This window comes from Dokdonia donghaensis DSW-1 (assembly GCF_001653755.1).
GTDB lineage: Bacteria > Bacteroidota > Bacteroidia > Flavobacteriales > Flavobacteriaceae > Dokdonia > Dokdonia donghaensis.
This window is the reverse complement of the sequence record NZ_CP015125.1, coordinates 1,144,119-1,163,414: the sequence shown is the minus strand read 5'-3', so window position 1 is coordinate 1,163,414 and position 19,296 is coordinate 1,144,119. Positions and strand designations below refer to the sequence as shown.

Genomic DNA, 19,296 nt, shown 5'->3' with positions numbered 1-19,296 from the left:
ATGGATTATCATCATTAAAAATACATAATAGTAGTCGATGATAAGTGATTACGCTTTCGCGAAAGCGCACAAAAAGATTTCAAAATCGTTCACTATAATTAGGAATTTATCTTATTGTTAGGAATATTTCCATAATTTTGACATAAATCCTAAATTATGAATTTTGAACGTATTAAAGAAAAGCTAAACATACTTGCAGATGCTGCAAAGTATGATGTCTCTTGCTCCTCTAGTGGTAGTAAGCGTGCAAATAAGAATAAAGGATTAGGAGACTCAAGTGGTATGGGTATTTGTCATACGTATACAGAAGATGGCAGGTGTGTGTCTTTGCTTAAAATTTTACTTACCAACCACTGCATCTTTGACTGTGCATACTGCGTCACTCGAAAGAGTAATGACATCAAGCGAGCGGCTTTTAAAGTACAAGAGGTGGTAGATCTTACCATTAACTTTTACCGTCGTAATTATATAGAAGGGTTGTTTTTGAGTAGTGGTATTTTTAAAAATGCAGACTATACAATGGAGCGGCTTGTTGCTGTGGCAAAAAAGTTGCGCGAGGAAGAAAACTTTAATGGGTACATACATCTCAAATCTATACCAGGAGCTAGTGATGAACTTATGCGAGAGGCAGGCCTATATGCAGATAGATTATCTGTAAACATAGAGATCCCATCAGAAAAGGGATTAAAACTACTTGCACCAGATAAGAAACGGGAAGATTTTATAAAACCTATGCAAAAGGTAAAAAATGAAATCATACAGTACAAAAGCGAGAAAAAACTCATAAAGAGCACACCTGTTTATGCTCCCGCAGGCCAGAGCACACAGATGATTATAGGTGCAAGTGGCGAGACAGATGCAGAGATTATGTATACCAGCGCATACTTTTATAAACAGTTTAAAATGAAACGCGTGTACTACTCTGGCTACATACCTATAAGCTATGACGAGCGTCTACCATCTATAGGCACAGAGGTACCTATGATGCGAGAAAACAGATTATACCAGACAGACTGGCTGTTGCGTTTTTATGGGTTTGATATACGTGAGTTACTCAATAAGGAGCACCCTAATCTTGAAACAGACATAGACCCAAAGCTGAGCTGGGCGCTGCGCAATCTAGAACACTTTCCCGTAGATATTAATAAGGCAGACCGTAGAATGCTTGCACGCATACCAGGTATAGGGATGCGATCTGTGCATAAAATTATACAAGCACGCCGCTATAGAAAACTAAACTGGGAGCACCTTAAAGCGATAGGCATCTCTATGAACAGAGCGCAATATTTTCTCATATGTGACTCTGCAACTTTTGAGACCAAAGACCGCACAGCAGCACAATTAAAGAGCTTGATTATAGGGACATCTGGTAGCAAGTGGCGTGGTGCATATAGTAACCAGCTTAACCTTTTTGGCTCAAATGCTCCATTAACTACCTCTTGATATGGGAATGATTGATCAATACATATATGACGGCACCTTTGAAGGTTTTCTTTCGGCGGTGTTTGAGGTATATGAGCGTAAACCTTTGGTGGTAAAAATAGTAAGCGAGCGCATCGCTACCGAAAATTTCTTTGATGAAGAGCACACTATCTACACAGATCAAGTAAAAGCAGACCGTGTATGGAAAGGCATACAAACCAAAATAGGCAAAAAAGCAGGCGACTGGATTTATCGAGCTTTCCTCAGTGAAAAACCAGATCGCGAGCGCGTGCTCCTGCGCATTATAAAAAAAGGTTTTTTAGGCCATCGCGTTACAGAAGATTATGCAGATGTAGATGTTTTGAGACTGAGCAATCTTGTAAAAATGGTGGGAAGAGAAAAACACAGAATGGATGCCTTTGTACGGTTTAAACTCACAAAAGACAATGTTTACTTTGCAGAGATAGAACCAGATTTTGACACCCTACCACTTAATGCTATACACTTTAAAAATAGATATGCAGACCAAAAATGGCTCATTTATGACAGGTGCAGACATTATGGAGTGTACTACGACCTGCATAAAATCTCATACGTAAAGCTAGAGGTTTCAAAAGATATAAATACGAGTGAGGCAGCACCTTTTTATTTCACCCACGACGAGATGCACTATCAAGATCTCTGGAAAAACTATTTTAAGAGCACTAATATTCCTTCAAGAAAGAATATGAGACTGCATTTACAACACGTACCTAGAAGATACTGGAAGTACCTTAGTGAGAAACAGCCGTAGCAATGGTTGCAATACTTAGTTCGCTTTCGCGAAAGCGTAACTACTACTAGTTAAGTCCGCGTTTATCAATAAAGAAGCGTTTCATTATTTGCTCACACTCGTGCGCGAGAATACCACGCTCCACTTTAGTTTTAGGATGCAAAGTTGTGCCCATTTTCTCATAACCACGACGTTCATCACTAGCTCCATACACAATACGACCTATCTGGCTCCAGTACAACGCACCAGCACACATCTGGCAGGGCTCCAGCGTCACATACAAGGTGCACTGCTGTAAATATTTACCTCCTATATAATTTGAGGCACTGGTAATAGCCTGCATTTCTGCGTGCGCAGTTACATCTGTAAGACGCTCTGTAAGATTATGAGCTCTGGCTATAATCATATTATCTATGACGACAACAGCTCCCACTGGTATCTCACCTTGATCAAAAGCGGCTTGAGCCTCTTGTAGTGCTTTTTTCATAAAGTAGGTATCGTCGTATGGTTCTAGCATCTGTTCTGTTTTATAGGATATAAAAATACAGATTCAAGACGTACCTTTGTGCGATGCAAAAAAGTATTCTAGATACCATTTTAAGTCCAGCGGACTTGCGCGCTTTAGCTCCAGAGCAATTACCAGTACTTGCCCAAGAGTTACGTAGGTTTATCATAGATATTATTGCTACTAAAGAAGGACACCTAGGTGCAAGCTTAGGAGTTGTAGAACTTACCATAGCACTACACTATATATTTAACACACCTAGTGATAACCTGATTTGGGACGTAGGTCATCAAGCTTACGGGCATAAAATCCTTACAGGTCGTAAAGACATCTTTCATACTAATAGACAAAAAGATGGCATAAGTGGTTTTCCTAACAGAGGTGAGAGTATTTATGACACCTTTGGCACAGGTCATAGTAGCACCTCCATAAGTGCAGCTCTAGGGATGGCAATGGCTGCTACTCTTAAAGGGGAGCATAACAGACATCATATCGCGGTAATAGGAGACGCATCTATAGCCAGCGGTATGGCTTTTGAAGGGCTTAATCACGCTGGAGTTACAGACGCAAACTTGCTTGTAATACTTAATGATAATGCTATAGGCATAGATCCTAGTGTAGGTGCTCTCAAGAGGTATCTTACAAACGTAAAAAAAGGTACCGCTCGCGAAGAAAATATTTTTGAGGCGCTTAATTTTAGTTACTTTGGGCCTGTAGATGGGCACGATTTAAATGCCTCAACTGAGGTTTTACAGGAGTTAAAGAAAACTAAAGGTCCTAAATTTTTACACGTAATCACTACAAAAGGTAAAGGTCTTGCTCTAGCAGAGCGTGAGCAAATCACCTATCACGCCCCAGGCAAGTTTGATGCTACAACAGGCATTAGAGTGGTAAAAGATAGCACTCCGCAGCCTCCTAAATATCAAGACGTTTTTGGCCACACCATAGTTGAGCTTGCTACTTTAAATAAAAAAATTATAGGTATCACACCAGCAATGCCTACTGGCAGCTCTCTCAAGTATATGATTGAAGCATTTCCAGATAGAGCTTTTGATGTGGGTATTGCAGAGCAACACGCAGTAACACTTTCGGCAGGACTGGCAACGGAGGGTATGGTGGTTTTTTGCAATATATACTCAACGTTCTTACAACGTGCTTATGACCAAGTGATACACGATGTAGCGCTTCAAAACCTACCTGTTATTTTTTGTTTAGACAGAGCTGGGCTTGTGGGGCAAGATGGTGGCACTCATCAAGGAGTTTATGATCTAGCTTATCTAAACTGTATACCTAATCTTATTATTTATGCGCCTAGCGATGAGATTGCTTTGCGTAATATAATGTACACTGCCCAGCAGGGTCTCGACCATCCTATCGCGATACGTTACCCTAGAGGGAGAGGTGCTCATATAAACTGGCAATTACCATTTAAAGAAATCACTATTGGTAAAGGTTACAACGTTATCAAAGGAAAGAAGACTGCAGTTATAACTATAGGTAGCATTCTCAAAAATGTACTGGCTGCGGTAAACGAGGTAAATGCAAGTTGTAGTGTCTATGATATGGGGTTTTTAAAACCGCTAGACAAGACACTACTAGACACTATTTTTACTACTTATGACCATATCATTACTGTAGAAGATGGTTCAAAAATAGGCGGTCTCGGTAGTAGTGTGGGTGATTACGCTTTCGCGAAAGCGTACAAAGGCTCCCTTACCATCTTAGGCATACCTGACACGTTTATAGAACACGCTACGGTAGAGCAGCAATATGAAGAAGCTGGTATTTCTGTGGCTTCACTTTCTTTACTTCTTAAAAACTTAGCATAAAAAAAATCGGCAGGCTTGTGACCTACCGATTTTAAATAATTTGGACTTAAAGCTACTACTCGATAATAAGTTTTGTAGTCTCTGTCCCTAAGTCTGTCTGTACTTGTAGCAAATATATACCCGTTGCCAGACCTTCTGCTTGTAATCTTACTGTATCTTGAAGAACAACATCTTTTGAGTATACTGTACGACCATTAATATCTACAATCTTCACCGTACCTGCGCCTTGAGGAGTTGCTACTGCAATGTTTATCTCTCCATTAGTAGGATTAGGGAAAATACTGAATACACCGTCTCCTACCTCTGCAACAGAAAGTGGACCATTACAAGGGTTTAAGTTATCTGGTGGTAAATCTGTAGCAGATGTACCATCTTCTCTTTCTCTCCAGTCACCTTGATCTGCAGACCAACCTAGACCTCTATTTGCAAAAGAATTCCAGATGATACAACCTACGGCTGCTTTTTCATCTTCATCTGCTAGGTAAGGACTCATCTCTACGGCAGCTAGTATGGCATCACGACCATCTACAAATCCTGGGTTACAAGGTTGTAACTTAAGACCGTCTATCACTAATTGTAATGCGATATTATTACCTCCAGTACCGTTGTAAATATCTGCATCAAAACCATATTCTTCTATAAGGTTCCACGTCATATCCCAGATCATTGTCGTCCAAACATAACCAACTGGGTGAGGCGCTGTAGTACTTTCAAAAACAGCAACGCTATCATAAGTTGAGTTATTTACTGCAAAGTCTGTGCTATAAGGAGTAGGTCTTATTCCTCCACCATCTGTATCTTCTCCTATTGCAAAGGTCCCTATACCACGAACATCTGCCCCAGTATCTCCTTCTTCCATTGTGAGCATTAGCCCAAAATAATCTGACCATCCTTCACTCATCACCTCTGTAGCCTTACCAGCAACACATCCATTTGCGTCAAACTGAACGCAGGTACGCATACAGTTGGAATTATTTCTCCCCCCTGTAAGTCTGTTAGACACACCGTGCCCATACTCGTGTGCAATTATACCATTATCAAGATCACCATCTACTTGGTATGGCCCTGCAAATAAAACAGAAGCATTAATTGTTTCGCCAGCAATTAGTGCGGCTATAATCGCCTCACCATCTTCTAATGACACCATCAGGTTAGGTATTGTTACTTGATCTCCTACGGCTCCAGGAGCCATTGCAATTGGTGCATCTGCGACGTTATTTACTACAATAACGGCTACAGCACCAGCATTTTCGGCAGCAAGAACTTTTACCCCGAATTCACAAGCGCCTCTTCTTAATACAGCAATTTTACCCACGAGGTCTGCCTCATTTGTAATAACATCACAAGCATCTAACTCATCTGTAGAGTCTGCACCAGAGTTATCATCTATGGCAAGAGCAAGGTCTGCGACAAGGGCCTCCTCTTCTGGGATAGGCGCTCCAAACTGTGAAGGAACTCCCACATAACCTCCAGCTAGGGGACCTTCTGTAATAGTAACTAGATCACCAGGAGGGCCTGATGCAGAAAATAAGAACATTTGCATTCTTGGATTAATTCCGTCTGGGGGTGTTGCAAAGTTTGCGTTATTTAATCCAGATCCATCTTGTGCATCTGCAACTACAAAGTCGTCACCATCTGCCATACCCGTATAGTTGGTTTGCTGAAAATTTCCATTTTCTTCATCAAAACCGTATTGATATAATATATCGTGAACGATGTTATTCCAATAGAACAAGTTAGTTGTCGCTGCATCTAACATATTTACAGGATTTGTATCAAAGTTGTAAGGAAAGTCAAAATTAAGGGCATCACCTCCGTCTGGTGACGCTCCTATGGTTTCTTCATTATCTCCTGCAGTATCATCAAGTGCATATACATTATTACCTCTTGTAATTGTAAACTCTGCACCCTCTACTCCGTCTGTATCGTGCCACCCGAAAGGTGATGCAACAGGGTCTTGTGGCTCAACTACTAAAGCAGCGTCTCCGTGGTTAGGGCTTTCTAAAGGAAGTGGATATACAAAATACTGTTCTCCAGCTAAGGCTGCATTTGTTTGATTTGCCTTAAAAAGTGTAAAGTTGTTTTCTTCTTTTACTTTTCGACTTGTAACAGCTTTGTGGTTATGCGTTCCAAAAGAACAAGACACCACCCAGTCATTCTGGTCAAGAATCTCTCCGCTGTTTGCATCTACGCGCACACTCCACCAGTGTTTACCATCTAGAGTATGGATGTTAAGGTCCCAAGCTAGCACAAGTGAATCACCTACCGGTACGTAAACAAGCTCTACAGGTACATCTTCTAGAGAAACATTACCGGTGTTAAGTAAGAACTCCTTGGTTGTAACTGTTTCAATTATTGAGAAAGTCCCCGTACCTAATCCTAATCTCGTTGCTGCAGATGCTGCCGCTTGTAAAGGATTAAGTTGTGGAACCGTTGCATTAACACGTGAAGCTACGTTTACCTCTAGTGTATTTGTCATATAAACGAGCTCTTGACCATTAAAAGCACCGTTTACAGCAGCATTAAAAATAGAAATATCATTGTATTTCTGTCCGGCATACACGTGCGTGATGCCTGTTTTTTGCGTTCTAGACTGACTGTATACATACAAGTCATCTACATCTGAGGTTGTAATTCCAGACTCAGATCTTTGATTGATTAATTGTTCTTGCAATAGAGTTACGTAATCTTGGGCCTGCAAACCAGCAGCAACAAACAAGAAAAGAATAGCAAGAAATTTTGAGTAGTGTTTGAACATATATTTAGGATTTTAATAAGCTTGGTAAAGTTATGTTAACAAATGTGTTAATACAAATGCAAAATAATGATTAACAGTCTTGTTTAACTAGAAATATTCATTCCCTTAAGCTGTTCAAAAATTTTGAGAGACTTACTATCTGTCATAACAGATACCTGATTGCATATCTCTAGCAATTCTTGATAAAGAGAATTATCTTCTCCAGTACGTGTTTTAAATAATTGTATCACCAGCTTATCGTAATGTGTCGGCTTTTCTGTAATAGCCTTACAACGCGCTGTTAATAATGTATTTAAAATTTCATATCCAGCAATCTCTTTTGAGATCACCTCGTCACTCTGGTAAATATTTGAGACACTTATTTTAAGTACGTCGTTAATTTGTGCCTCATAACTAGATTTATCCAATAAGCCTTTTGCAAAAGTACCATTGAGTATGACCTCTTCATTATCCATAAATATAGAAACGGCTTCATCTATTAAAGTTCCTATAGCAAGCGCACGCAAGTAACCTACTCGGGCAGACTTCTCGGTAAGAGAAGCGTATTTAGACCTATTAATGTGAGGAACTAGCTTAATAAGATACTCTAATGCATACTCCTCTGGTATGAGTCCAAGGTTTATACCATCCTCAAAGTCTATAATTGTGTAACAGATATCATCTGCCGCCTCCACTAGAAATGTAAGTGGGTGCCTTGCATAACTTATATTTTCTCCTGTACGAGTCTGGATAAGCCCCAGCTCCTCTGCAACCTCTTTAAAAGCTTCCTTATCTTCTTGAAAGAAGCCATATTTCTTATCGGCTATATGCTTCGTAGGTTTATGAGGTAGTGACTCCTTGGGATACTTCATAAAAGTACCTAGCGTCGCATAAGAGAGTCTCAAGCCCCCATCTGCACCTGGTCTTGACTCGGTGAGAATTTTAAATCCGTTTGCATTACCTTCAAAACTACAAAGGTCTTCATACTGCTTTTCTGTAAGCTCAGACTTAAATCGTTTACCATCTCCATTTTTAAAAAAATCACCTATAGATTTCTCTCCAGAATGACCAAAGGGAGGATTACCTATATCGTGAGCAAGTGCTGCCGCAGCGACTATAGCTCCAAAATCATTCATCTTATAACCGTGCACTTCTGCCAGATGCGGGTACTTTTCTAAAATGCGCTTCCCTACCTGCCTTCCTAAAGATCTCCCTACAACAGCTACTTCAAGACTGTGTGTGAGTCGTGTATGAACAAAATCTGTTTTAGACAAAGGGATTACTTGTGTCTTGTCTTGTAGACTCCTAAAAGCCGATGAAAATATAATACGGTCATAGTCTACCTCAAAACCTAACCTAGTTTCATCTTGCTCTGCTCGTAATCTTTTATTAGTATCTCCCTGTCTTTTGAGTGAAAGCAGGCGTTCCCATTGCATCATAGTTATCTATTTCTTTAAGGTAGACAAGATAGTGGGTTTTACGCTTTCGCGAAAGCGTAATCTACATCTCCTCACAAATGTTAAGCAAAACAAACCCTCTTAACATTTAACTAACACAAATATTACCTGTTAATAAAGGAAGCGTAACACTCCCATAATCCACCCGCTAGAAAATGTGATGATATTTGCAGCGAACAAAACAAGATTCAAAACTAACTCGATTAACAATGAAAAAATTCTTTTTAAGCGTAGCATTCGCAAGTGCACTACTAGTAAGTTGTGGAGATGATGACCAACCAATAGTTATTACAGAACAGCCTACTGAAACACCAGAAGAGACAGTTAACGCTACTCTTACAGGTGAAATCAATGAGGATCTTACACTTACAGCAGACACAATCTGGGAGCTAGATGGTCGTGTAACAGTTACTGCTGGCAACACACTTACTATAGAGCCGGGAACAATCATAAAAGCTTTTGCAGGTCAAGAGGCAAACGCATCTGTACTTGTCATTGCAAGAGGAGCAAAAATAGAAGCAAACGGTACAGCTGCTGCACCTATCATTATGACATCTGCTGCAGATGGAATTGCAGTAGGACAGACTGTAGGAACTCTTGATGAAAACACTCGTGGTTTATGGGGAGGTCTTATCGTATTAGGAAGAGCACCTATCTCTGAAGATGGCGATATAGAAGCAACACAAATTGAAGGTATCCCTGCAGATGATACAAACGGTCTTTACGGAGGTACTGATGCTGCAGATGATTCTGGAACAATATCTTATGTTTCTATTCGTCACGGAGGAACTTTAATAGGAGAAGGAAACGAAATTAACGGTCTTACACTAGGTGGTGTAGGTACAGGTACAACTGTAGATCACGTAGAAGTTGTAGGAAACGTAGATGACGGAGTAGAATTCTTTGGAGGAACAGTAAACGCTTCTAACCTATTAGTATGGGCACAAGGAGATGACGGTCTTGATATCGACCAAGCTTACTCTGGAACAATCACAAACTCTGTAGTAGTAGCAGGAAACATTTCTGACCACGCTCTTGAAATAGACGGACCAGAAGGATCTTTAAACGGTGCTTTTGTAATAGACGGTCTTACTATCATAGGTAGCGCTGATGCTTCAAATGGTGAGTATGCAGATTACCGTGATGGTGCTCAAGGAGCAACTAATAACGTATATGCTACAGGTTTCCAAGATGGTAAAGATGTAGAGCTTGACAACAATGGAGTTGCTCAAAACTATATAGACGGTCTCGTAAGCTTCTCAAACTGGGTAGTAAATGGACCAGCAGAGGCTAACAGCATCTTTGTAGAAAAAACTGGAGACGGTGAGTCTACAATAATCACTCCTTCATTTACAGCACAAGCTGCAGACTGGGCAACAACAGGAACATCTGGTGGTGCAGACCTTACAGTATTTGGATGGACATTTGCAGCAGCAAGTACATCTGGTGTGATTGACTAATTAATATAATATCACAATACACCAAAATTATCAATTGAGATGTGCCCGCTAGTTATAGCGGGCAATCTTATGAATTATAACACCTATGAAAACTTTAATTTATTCATTCTTTCTTTTAGTAACTGCCATAAGTTTACAAGCTCAAACAGGTACCATTGCAGGTACTGTAAATGACGGTCAACTTAATGACATTTTACCTTTTGCAAACATCCTCGTTCAAGGAACAACTAAAGGAACCACCTCAGACTTTGACGGCAAATACACTCTGGATGTCGAGCCAGGGACGTATGTAATCGAATTCTCGTTTGTAGGATACACTACACAACAAATTTCTGAAGTTGTGGTAAAAGAAGGAAGCACAACAGTACTAGACGTAACACTTTCTGGAGCGTCACTAGACGAGGTTGTCATCACAACTACTGCACGTAAAAACACAGAACAATCTGTTTTGAATCTACAGAGAAAATCTGTGCAGCTACTAGATGGTCTTTCATTAGAAAGCATCAAGAAAAGTGGAGCAAGTAACGTAGCTTCTGCCGTACGTAATGTACCTGGAGTATCTGTACAAGGAGGTAAATATGTGTATGTACGTGGTCTTGGAGACCGTTACACAAAAACTATACTTAATGGTGTTGATGTACCAGGTCTAGATCCAGACCGTAACACACTACAACTAGACATCTTTCCATCATCACTACTTGAAAACATTATCGTAGTAAAATCATCTACTGCAGATCAACCTGCAGATTTTACTGGTGGAGTTGTAGATATTGTAACAAAAGACATCCCTAATGGAAAACAGTCTAGCGCATCTATTGGGCTAGGTTACAACCCAGACTTTCACTTTAACAGTAATTATATCACTAACGAGTCAAGTGGTACTGACTTTTTAGGTTTTGACGACGGTTTACGTAGTAATCCTTTTAATGAAAACCAAGAATTCAACTTCCCTACTACTACGCCAAATACGGCAGAATTTCTTGCTGGAAGACTTAACCCTACCCTAGCAGCAGCACGTGAAAATAGTGGTGCAGATATGAGCTTGTCATTTACCACAGGTAACTCTTATGATGTAGGAGATAACAAACTCGGCTTTCTTGCTTCTGTTTCTTACAAAAATGAAACTACTTATTATGATGATTATGTAGATGGACAACGTTTTAGAAAAGATACAGATCCTAGTATTTTTGAGTTAAATACTGATAGAACGCAACAAGGTGAACGCGGAGAAAACAATGTACTTATAAGTGCACTAGGAGGCCTATCTTACAAGACAGACCGCTCTAAGTATCGCTTTAATGTACTACACATACAAAATGGTGAGTCTGGAGCATCTCTCTTGACACAAACTAACCGTATAGACAACAGTAACACGATTAAAAAAGACGTTCTTATTTACACAGAGCGTGGTCTTACTAACCTTTTTTTTAGTGGTAAACACACTAATGAAGATGCAAGCTGGACGACAGAGTGGAAATTATCTCCTACCTTTTCAAATGTAGATGATAAAGATTTCAGAACAACTCCTTTCTTGATTAATGAAGATACTGGAGATTTTATCATAAGCCCATCTGAGTCTGGTGATGCTTCACGATTCTTTAGAGAGCTAGATGAGATAAACGTAGCAAGTAAACTAGACTTAACACGCAAGCACCAACTTTTTGAAAAAGATGCCAAACTTAAATTTGGCGGAGCATTTACGTATAAGCAACGTGATTTTGCAACAGTACGTTTTTCTACACCATTTAGAAACTTTGATTCTACAATATTAAATGGAGATCCAAATGCTATATTAGGTCAATATGCCTATAGCGCAACAGATGATTCAGGATTTTTTGTAAGACAAGATTCAAATGAGAATGACTCTTATGATTCAAATATCAATATCGCTGCACTTTATGCGTCAGAAGAGTTTAGACCTTCTAGCTGGTTTACAGCAATTGTAGGTTTGCGTGCTGAAAAATTTGATCTTATTTACACAGGTCAAGACCAGAATGGAAACATTTTTGACGAAGAAAAAATCTTAGATAAATTTGATCTTTTCCCTTCAGCAAACTTAATATTTGATATGAATGAAGAAGGTGCTCAAAAACTGAGAGCTTCTTTTGCAAGAACAACAGCGAGACCATCCTTTAAAGAAGCTTCGCTTGCACAAATTTTCAACCCGATTGAAAATGAATTATTTATTGGTAACATAAACTTACAGCCTACCTACATAAACAACTTCGACCTTCGTTATGAGATTTATGGAGAAGAAGAAAAGAAATTTGGGCTAGGGGATTTCTTAGCACTTTCTGGATTTTACAAGAAATTTAAAGACCCTATAGAACTAACATTCTTTGCAGAGGCTACAGGTCAAGTAACACCTAGAAACTTAGGAGATGCAGAGGTGTATGGAGTAGAGCTTGAGTTACGTAAAAGTCTTGACATTATAGGACTTGACAACTTCTCTCTTAACTTAAATACATCTATCATTGAGTCTAACGAGACGTATAATGAAGATGAACTTATCTTAAGACAAGCATTATTAAAAGAAGGAGAAGACTTAGGAGATGGACGTGTGTTGCAAGGTCAATCACCTTTCTTGCTTAACGCAGGTATTGCATATGAGTCTACAGAAGGTGGATGGAAATCAGGTCTCTTTTACAACGTACAAGGAAAAACACTAGAGATTGTTGCCGCTGGAGAAATTGCAGATGTTTATACACTTCCTTTTAATGATCTCAAGTTTAATCTTTCAAAATCATTTGGAGAAGACCAAAATCAAACAATCACCTTCAAAGCAGGTAACTTACTTAATGATGATCGTGAGAGTGTTTTCCAATCGTTTGGAGCACAAGACCAGTTATACTCTAAGTGGAGTCCTGGACAAGATTTTAGCTTAAGCTACAGCTTTAAGTTTTAATCAACAATTATTTGAATTAGCCACAAAAAAAAGGTCTCCATAGCGGAGACCTTTTTTTTATAATATATGGGGGAAATATGTTCGCTTTCGCGAAAGCGTAAATATTATCTATTGCTTACTACTCGTGTACCTTCGTTTTTCCAAGTGTTTACTTCTGCAACTCTAGAATCTCTATAGTTCACCTCTGTAAGCTTCTCTGATGACCAGAAAAACCACGTTCCTACTTTTTGTCCCTTATCGTATTGAGCTGTTGCAGTTTTATTTCCGTCACGATCAAAACTTGTCCACTCTCCTGTAATTTTACCATCCTTTGTAAAGTAACCCGTCTGACTTACCTCTCCTGTATCAAAATGAATCGTCGCTTCAATAACATCCCCATTTTCTACATATGTGTTTTTTACAACATCGTCTTGTGCCTGTACAGAAACTACCATTAAAAGTGCCGCCGCTATCATCATTATCTTTTTCATATTCTTCGCTTTTTAATTATTTACTGAGTAAAGATAACCTAAACTTTACCATTAATCAACACTTCGATAACTTTTTATTTACACAAAATTTACATTAAACCCGTAAACACCTCATTTACATTTGTTTAAATATTAAATTTTAACAATTGTAATTTACATACAAACAGAAAGTTAGCATCAAAAAAGTCCTATTTACTATCACATTAGTAATAGTAATATTGTTCTTCACGCTATAAAACTTCTTATCTTTCGCACGACTTAACCTTTAGATAATACATAGGGTTTTTAGATTTAAGATTTTTGCACTTTTAGCCTTTTCAGTACATTTTTATGGATAACATTTACATATTTATGATTGCCGCTCTTGCAATTCTTGCGATTGCAGATCTTGTAGTAGGAGTGAGTAATGATGCGGTAAACTTTTTAAACTCGGCTATAGGATCAAAAGCTGTCACGTTTAGAACAGTGATGATTGTTGCTAGTGTAGGTATTGCCTTTGGGGCTTTATCATCTAGTGGTATGATGGAGGTCGCTCGTAAAGGTATTTTTGACCCTAGCCAGTTTTACTTTAATGAGATAATGATCATATTTATGGCAGTAATGATTACAGACATCATACTGCTAGATATTTTTAATAGTTTAGGTATGCCTACCTCTACTACCGTATCTATTGTATTTGAACTTTTAGGTGCAGCTGTGGTGATGTCTATTATTAAAATTTCTAACAATAGTGACTCACTCTTACAGCTAGGTGAATATATTAATACGGATAAGGCTACAGAGATCATTTTAGGTATTTTGCTCTCGGTATTTATTGCATTTTCTGTGGGAGCTATCATACAGCTCATTACGAGAGTACTCCTTACTTTTGATTTTCAAAAAAAGGCATCTTGGATTGCAGCTGTTTTTGGTGGTATTGCCGTTTCTGCCATTTCTTATTTTATCATTATAAAAGGGCTTAAAGGAGCAGATATACTTCCTCCTGCTTTTAGTAGCTGGGCAAATGAAAATCTTTTACAGTTTTTAGGAGCCAACTTTATTGTGTGGACCATACTATCTTGGGTATCGCACGCAGTCTTAAAACAAAACATTTATAGACTTGTTATCATACTAGGAACCTTTGCGCTTGCAATGGCATTTGCTGGTAATGACTTAGTAAACTTTATAGGTGTCCCTATGGCCGCTTATAACTCTTTTGGAGCGTGGTCTGGCTCTGGTATTTTACCAGAAGCGTTTAGTATGGAGCAACTAGCCGAAAAAGTACCTACACAACCTATACTCCTTCTCATTGCTGGACTTATTATGGTGTTAACACTCTGGTTTAGTAAAAAAGCGCGACGCGTAGTAAAGACTTCTGTAGATTTATCACGTCAAGATGAGGTAAAAGAACGTTTTAAACCTAACTGGGTTTCTCAAAATCTAGTACGCCTAGTTATCATAGCAAATACTGGAGTTAATAAAATATTACCTGCTCCTATTAGAAATAGAATAAACAAAAGCTTTACCCCTGTCTTAATGACAAGTACAAAAGCAATAGACGCTCCAGCTTTTGATATGGTGCGTGCGGCGGTAAATCTAGTCGTTGCGAGTGTACTTATATCAATCGCTACAGGTCTCAAATTACCATTATCTACCACCTACGTTACGTTTATGGTTGCAATGGGAACTTCTCTTGCAGATCGTGCGTGGGGAGCAGAGAGTGCCGTATATCGTGTTGCGGGAGTACTTAATGTAATAGGAGGATGGTTCTTAACAGCATTTAGCGCATTTACAGCGGCAGGTATCTTTGCGTACCTAATGTACTTAGGTGGAAACATTGCTATCATAGGCTTATTTATACTAGCTATTGCTATGCTTGTGCGTAACTATATTGCCACTAAGAAGAGTAACAAAGAAGCACAAATAGAAGAAGACCTCCGTAAAGCAGAGAGTCATACTATATCTGGAATTATAGAAGAAAGCGCAGACAATATTGCAAAAACAATCTTACGTACCAATAAGATCTACACTGGCACCCTTAAAGGCCTTGCAAAAAATAAAGTGAGTAGCCTTAAAAAAAGTAGAGGTACCGTAGAGAAGCTTAATGATGAGATAGATGAACTGCGCAACAACATCTTTTACTTTATAAAGAATCTTGAAGAAACCTCTGTACGTGGCTCTAACTTCTACATTGAGATATTAGGCTATCTAGAAGATATCACGCAATCACTTGAGTACATCGCAAAGTCTAGTTACAAACACGTAAATAACAACCACAAGCCACTGCGCTTTACTCAAATTAAAGACCTACAAGAGATAGATAACAAGCTAAGTGAGTTCTTACAAGAAACAGCCACTGCCTTTAATGATCGCAACTATATGCGCATCGAGGCACTTCTAGGTAAGAAGGATGAGCTTTATGGCCAGGTGACAGATAAGATTCAAAAGCAAGTAGAGCGCACTCGCTCTGAGGAGTCTTCTCCTAAAAATACCACTCTTTACTTTGGTTTACTACTAGAGACAAAAGACCTAATTGAAGAAATTCTAAATCTTCTTGATTTATATAATTCAGAGCATAAGAGATCTTAATCTCATAATTTAGTTTACAAAAAGCCCTATACATCGCGTATAGGGCTTTTTTTATATAGGAGATAAGTACGCTTTCGCGAAAGCGTAACAGCACTAAAAACGTTAATGATACGTCAAAACCGCTGTTAATAATACTTAACGCCAGGCTTAATAGACCTTTCTTCACATAACTTAGTTATCTAACCAAAAAAAAATAGATATATGTCAGATATAATAAAGGATAAAGAAGACCCAACTGAAGAGTATTTACTTCAAGATAATAAGAAAACTCGTTTTGGAGCTACGTTTATAATTATCACATTAGTGATTCTTATAATCGCCGTAGCAGCGACCTATTTTGTATTAGGATTCTAAAATTAAAACTGTTTAAATAAAAAACGGCTCTCTATAAAATAGAGAGCCGTTTTTGGTTAGGTATGTTTGACGGTTTATGAACCGCACATTAAACAATCGTCATCACCTTCGGCAGCTTTTGCTTGTGCTATGATAGCCTTCATTTCTTCTGGCGTCATAGGGGCTGTGTTAGGCTGCTGCGCAGTAGTTTGCTCTTTAAGTTGTGCTTGCTGTGCTTCATAAGCAGGAGCAGGCTCTTCTAAGCTCATTTGCACTTGCATATCTGCTACATTTTGTGCGTGTTGAGCAATAGCATCTACCTTAGATATCTCTGCTTGTGGAGCAGGTATAGGTGCTGGTGCTTGAGTTGCTGTAAGCGTTTGTGCAGCTCTTGCCGCTACTTGCTGTTTTGGCGCTGTAGGTGCAGTAACCGGAACTTCTTTTTTCTTTGCAGAAAGTGTAAACTTCTTAGCATCTACAGCAGATTTTGTACGGAGGTAATACATACCTGTTTTTAATCCGCTTTGCCACGCGTAGAAGTGCATAGAGGTAAGCTTTGCAAAGTTTGCCCCTTCCATAAATAAGTTAAGAGATTGTGACTGGTCAATAAAGTACCCTCTCTGGCGAGACATATCTATAATATCTTTCATAGACATTTCCCATACTGTTTTATATAGTTCTTTTAAGTCTGCAGGTATCACATCTATCCCTTGTATAGATCCATTTGCACGCATAATAGCTGCTTTAAGATCATCATTCCAAAGGTTAAGTGCTACAAGGTCTTCTAGTAGGTGCTTGTTTACCACAATAAACTCTCCAGACAGTACACGACGCGTATAAATATTAGACGTATAAGGTTCAAAAGCTTCGTTATTACCAAGTATTTGAGAAGTAGATGCTGTAGGCATAGGTGCTACAAGTAGCGAGTTACGCACACCGTGCTCCATTACTTCTTTACGAAGTGATGCCCAGTCCCAACGACCACTTAATTCCTCATCTTTAATATTCCATAGGTTATACTGGAACTCTCCTTGTGATATAGGTGATCCTTCAAAACTTTGGTAAGGCCCTTCTACCTTAGCCATATCTTTTGAAGCTGTTACCGCTGCAAAATATAGGGTCTCAAAAATCTCTTGGTTAAGCTTTTTAGCCTCGTCACTTGTAAAAGGTAAGCGTAGTTTTATAAATGTATCTGCAAGACCCTGCACACCAAGTCCGATAGGACGGTGACGCATATTAGAGTTTTCTGCCTCAATTACTGGGTAGTAATTACGGTCTATTACCTTGTTAAGGTTCTTTGTTGCACGTACCGTGATTTTATAAAGCTCTTCGTGATCAAAAGCTCCATTCTTAACAAACATAGGCAACGCTATAGATGCAAGGTTACATACCGCCACCTCGTCTTCTGATGTGTACTCAAGAATCTCTGTACATAAATTTGAAGAACGTATGGTACCAAGGTTTTTCTGGTTAGACTTACGGTTTGCAGCATCCTTATAGAGCATATATGGTGTACCTGTCTCAATTTGAGACTCCATAATTTTCTCCCACAGTTCACGTGCTTTTATAGTCCTGCGACCTCTTTCTTCTTGTTCGTACTTTGTGTAAAGCGCTTCAAACTCTTCACCGTGTACGTTAAAAAGGTCTGGACATTCATTAGGACACATAAGTGTCCACTTTCCATCCTCTTGTACTCGTTTCATAAACAAGTCTGAGATCCACATTGCATAAAAAAGATCACGGGCTCTCATCTCTTCTGCTCCGTGGTTTTTCTTAAGATCTAAGAAGTCAAAAATATCTGCGTGCCAAGGCTCCATATAGATTGCAAAAGAACCTTTACGTTTTCCTCCTCCTTGATCTACATAACGTGCCGTGTCGTTAAACACTTTAAGCATAGGCACAATACCGTTAGACGTACCATTAGTACCTCCTATGTATGCTCCCTTTGCACGTATGTTGTGTATAGATAATCCTATACCTCCTGCGCTTTGAGAAATCTTTGCTGTTTGTTTAAGTGTATCATATATACCCTCTATACTATCATCCTTCATTGTAAGTAGGAAACAAGATGACATTTGAGGCTTAGGTGTACCTGAGTTAAATAATGTAGGTGTAGCGTGTGTAAAGTATTTTTTAGACATTAACATATATGTCTCCTTTGCTGCCTCTAGATCGTTAAGGTGAATCCCTATAGATACACGCATTAACATATGTTGAGGGCGCTCTGCTATCTGACCATTAATCTTAAGTAGGTATGAACGCTCAAGTGTTTTAAAACCAAAGTAATCATATCCAAAATCACGGTTATAGATAATTGTTGAGTCTAGCTCATCTTTGTTATCCATAATAACTTTATACACCTCGTCTGCTACCATAGGTGCCTTCTTACCAGTACGTGGATTTACGTATTGATAAAGGTCTGTCATCACTTCAGAAAATGACTTCTTTGTGTTCTTATGTAGGTTTGATACAGAGATACGTGCTGCAAGCTTTGCATAATCTGGGTGACTGGTAGTCATAGATGCTGCAGTCTCTGCTGCAAGGTTATCTAGCTCACTTGTAGTAACACCGTCGTACAACCCTTCTATAACACGCATTGAGATCTTTACCGGATCTACAAAATCACTTAGCTCGTAACATAACTTCTTTACCCTTGCGGTGATTTTGTCAAACATAACCGGTTCCTGACGGCCATCTCTTTTTACTACATACATACACTTAAAATATTGTGAATTCTCATAAGTTTCCCCCTTTTGAGAATTCGGTTAGAATTAGGGATGACAGTCTCTTTTGGAGAATGTATCCATTGGTTATTGTTATGGCGATTGCGTGTTGTTA

General features: G+C 39.0%; 12 protein-coding genes. 7 read left to right on the top strand and 5 right to left on the bottom strand.

The window, feature by feature from the left end:
* Positions 1-156: 156 nt before the first annotated feature.
* Both I597_RS05040 and I597_RS05035 read left to right on the top strand, forming a co-directional pair.
* On the top strand, positions 157-1,443 hold the full coding sequence (locus I597_RS05040; RefSeq protein ID WP_035327104.1) for a putative DNA modification/repair radical SAM protein: 1,287 nt from the start codon (positions 157-159) through the stop codon (positions 1,441-1,443).
* Between the two features lies 1 nt (position 1,444).
* Positions 1,445-2,215, top strand: a complete 771-nt coding sequence (locus tag I597_RS05035) for a TIGR03915 family putative DNA repair protein (RefSeq protein WP_081965005.1) — start codon at positions 1,445-1,447, stop codon at positions 2,213-2,215.
* 46 nt (positions 2,216-2,261) lie between these two features.
* Here the strand turns inward: I597_RS05035 and I597_RS05030 are convergent, their stop codons facing one another.
* Complete coding sequence (locus I597_RS05030; RefSeq protein WP_035327102.1) at positions 2,262-2,711, bottom strand: nucleoside deaminase; 450 nt, start codon at positions 2,709-2,711, stop codon at positions 2,262-2,264.
* Positions 2,712-2,764: 53 nt separating this feature from the next.
* Here I597_RS05030 and I597_RS05025 point away from each other — a divergent pair, with 53 nt between their 5' ends.
* Complete coding sequence (locus I597_RS05025; protein WP_035327100.1) at positions 2,765-4,528, top strand: 1-deoxy-D-xylulose-5-phosphate synthase; 1,764 nt, start codon at positions 2,765-2,767, stop codon at positions 4,526-4,528.
* 55 nt (positions 4,529-4,583) lie between these two features.
* On the opposite strand, the gene I597_RS05020 is transcribed toward I597_RS05025, so the two are convergent.
* Both I597_RS05020 and dgt read right to left on the bottom strand, forming a co-directional pair.
* Positions 4,584-7,286 (bottom strand): T9SS-dependent M36 family metallopeptidase, encoded by a 2,703-nt coding sequence (locus I597_RS05020; protein WP_035327099.1) that lies wholly within the window; start codon positions 7,284-7,286, stop codon positions 4,584-4,586.
* Positions 7,287-7,369: 83 nt separating this feature from the next.
* Complete coding sequence (dgt, locus tag I597_RS05015) at positions 7,370-8,701, bottom strand: dGTP triphosphohydrolase (RefSeq protein WP_035328999.1); 1,332 nt, start codon at positions 8,699-8,701, stop codon at positions 7,370-7,372.
* 230 nt (positions 8,702-8,931) lie between these two features.
* Between dgt and I597_RS05010 the strand changes: the two genes are divergently transcribed.
* Both I597_RS05010 and I597_RS05005 read left to right on the top strand, forming a co-directional pair.
* Entirely contained in the window at positions 8,932-10,182 is a 1,251-nt protein-coding gene (locus I597_RS05010) for a hypothetical protein (protein WP_035327098.1), read from the top strand.
* A gap of 85 nt (positions 10,183-10,267) precedes the next feature.
* A complete protein-coding gene (locus tag I597_RS05005; protein WP_035327097.1) occupies positions 10,268-13,087 on the top strand; it encodes a TonB-dependent receptor in 2,820 nt (939 codons plus the stop codon).
* A 104-nt stretch (positions 13,088-13,191) separates the two neighbouring features.
* On the opposite strand, the gene I597_RS05000 is transcribed toward I597_RS05005, so the two are convergent.
* A complete protein-coding gene (locus I597_RS05000) occupies positions 13,192-13,557 on the bottom strand; it encodes a toxin-antitoxin system YwqK family antitoxin (RefSeq protein WP_035327096.1) in 366 nt (121 codons plus the stop codon).
* 330 nt (positions 13,558-13,887) lie between these two features.
* Here I597_RS05000 and I597_RS04995 point away from each other — a divergent pair, with 330 nt between their 5' ends.
* Both I597_RS04995 and I597_RS14975 read left to right on the top strand, forming a co-directional pair.
* Positions 13,888-16,125: an inorganic phosphate transporter gene (locus I597_RS04995; protein WP_035327094.1), complete on the top strand. Its 2,238-nt coding sequence runs from the start codon at positions 13,888-13,890 to the stop codon at positions 16,123-16,125.
* A gap of 201 nt (positions 16,126-16,326) precedes the next feature.
* A complete protein-coding gene (locus I597_RS14975; protein ID WP_169741093.1) occupies positions 16,327-16,479 on the top strand; it encodes a hypothetical protein in 153 nt (50 codons plus the stop codon).
* Positions 16,480-16,553: 74 nt separating this feature from the next.
* Here I597_RS14975 and I597_RS04990 read toward each other — a convergent pair whose 3' ends face one another.
* Positions 16,554-19,172 (bottom strand): ribonucleoside-diphosphate reductase subunit alpha, encoded by a 2,619-nt coding sequence (locus I597_RS04990; RefSeq protein WP_035327093.1) that lies wholly within the window; start codon positions 19,170-19,172, stop codon positions 16,554-16,556.
* Between the last annotated feature and the right edge of the window lie 124 nt (positions 19,173-19,296).

Coding starts and splice junctions, on each gene's coding strand:
- I597_RS05005 (WP_035327097.1), top strand. CDS start 10,268: ATGAAAACTTTAATTTATTCATTCTTTCTTTTAGTAACTGCCATAAGT.
- I597_RS05010 (WP_035327098.1), top strand. CDS start 8,932: ATGAAAAAATTCTTTTTAAGCGTAGCATTCGCAAGTGCACTACTAGTA.
- I597_RS04990 (WP_035327093.1), bottom strand. CDS start 19,172: ATGTATGTAGTAAAAAGAGATGGCCGTCAGGAACCGGTTATGTTTGAC.
- I597_RS05020 (WP_035327099.1), bottom strand. CDS start 7,286: ATGTTCAAACACTACTCAAAATTTCTTGCTATTCTTTTCTTGTTTGTT.
- I597_RS14975 (WP_169741093.1), top strand. CDS start 16,327: ATGTCAGATATAATAAAGGATAAAGAAGACCCAACTGAAGAGTATTTA.
- dgt (WP_035328999.1), bottom strand. CDS start 8,701: ATGCAATGGGAACGCCTGCTTTCACTCAAAAGACAGGGAGATACTAAT.
- I597_RS05030 (WP_035327102.1), bottom strand. CDS start 2,711: ATGCTAGAACCATACGACGATACCTACTTTATGAAAAAAGCACTACAA.
- I597_RS05035 (WP_081965005.1), top strand. CDS start 1,445: ATGGGAATGATTGATCAATACATATATGACGGCACCTTTGAAGGTTTT.
- I597_RS05040 (WP_035327104.1), top strand. CDS start 157: ATGAATTTTGAACGTATTAAAGAAAAGCTAAACATACTTGCAGATGCT.
- I597_RS05000 (WP_035327096.1), bottom strand. CDS start 13,557: ATGAAAAAGATAATGATGATAGCGGCGGCACTTTTAATGGTAGTTTCT.
- I597_RS04995 (WP_035327094.1), top strand. CDS start 13,888: ATGGATAACATTTACATATTTATGATTGCCGCTCTTGCAATTCTTGCG.
- I597_RS05025 (WP_035327100.1), top strand. CDS start 2,765: ATGCAAAAAAGTATTCTAGATACCATTTTAAGTCCAGCGGACTTGCGC.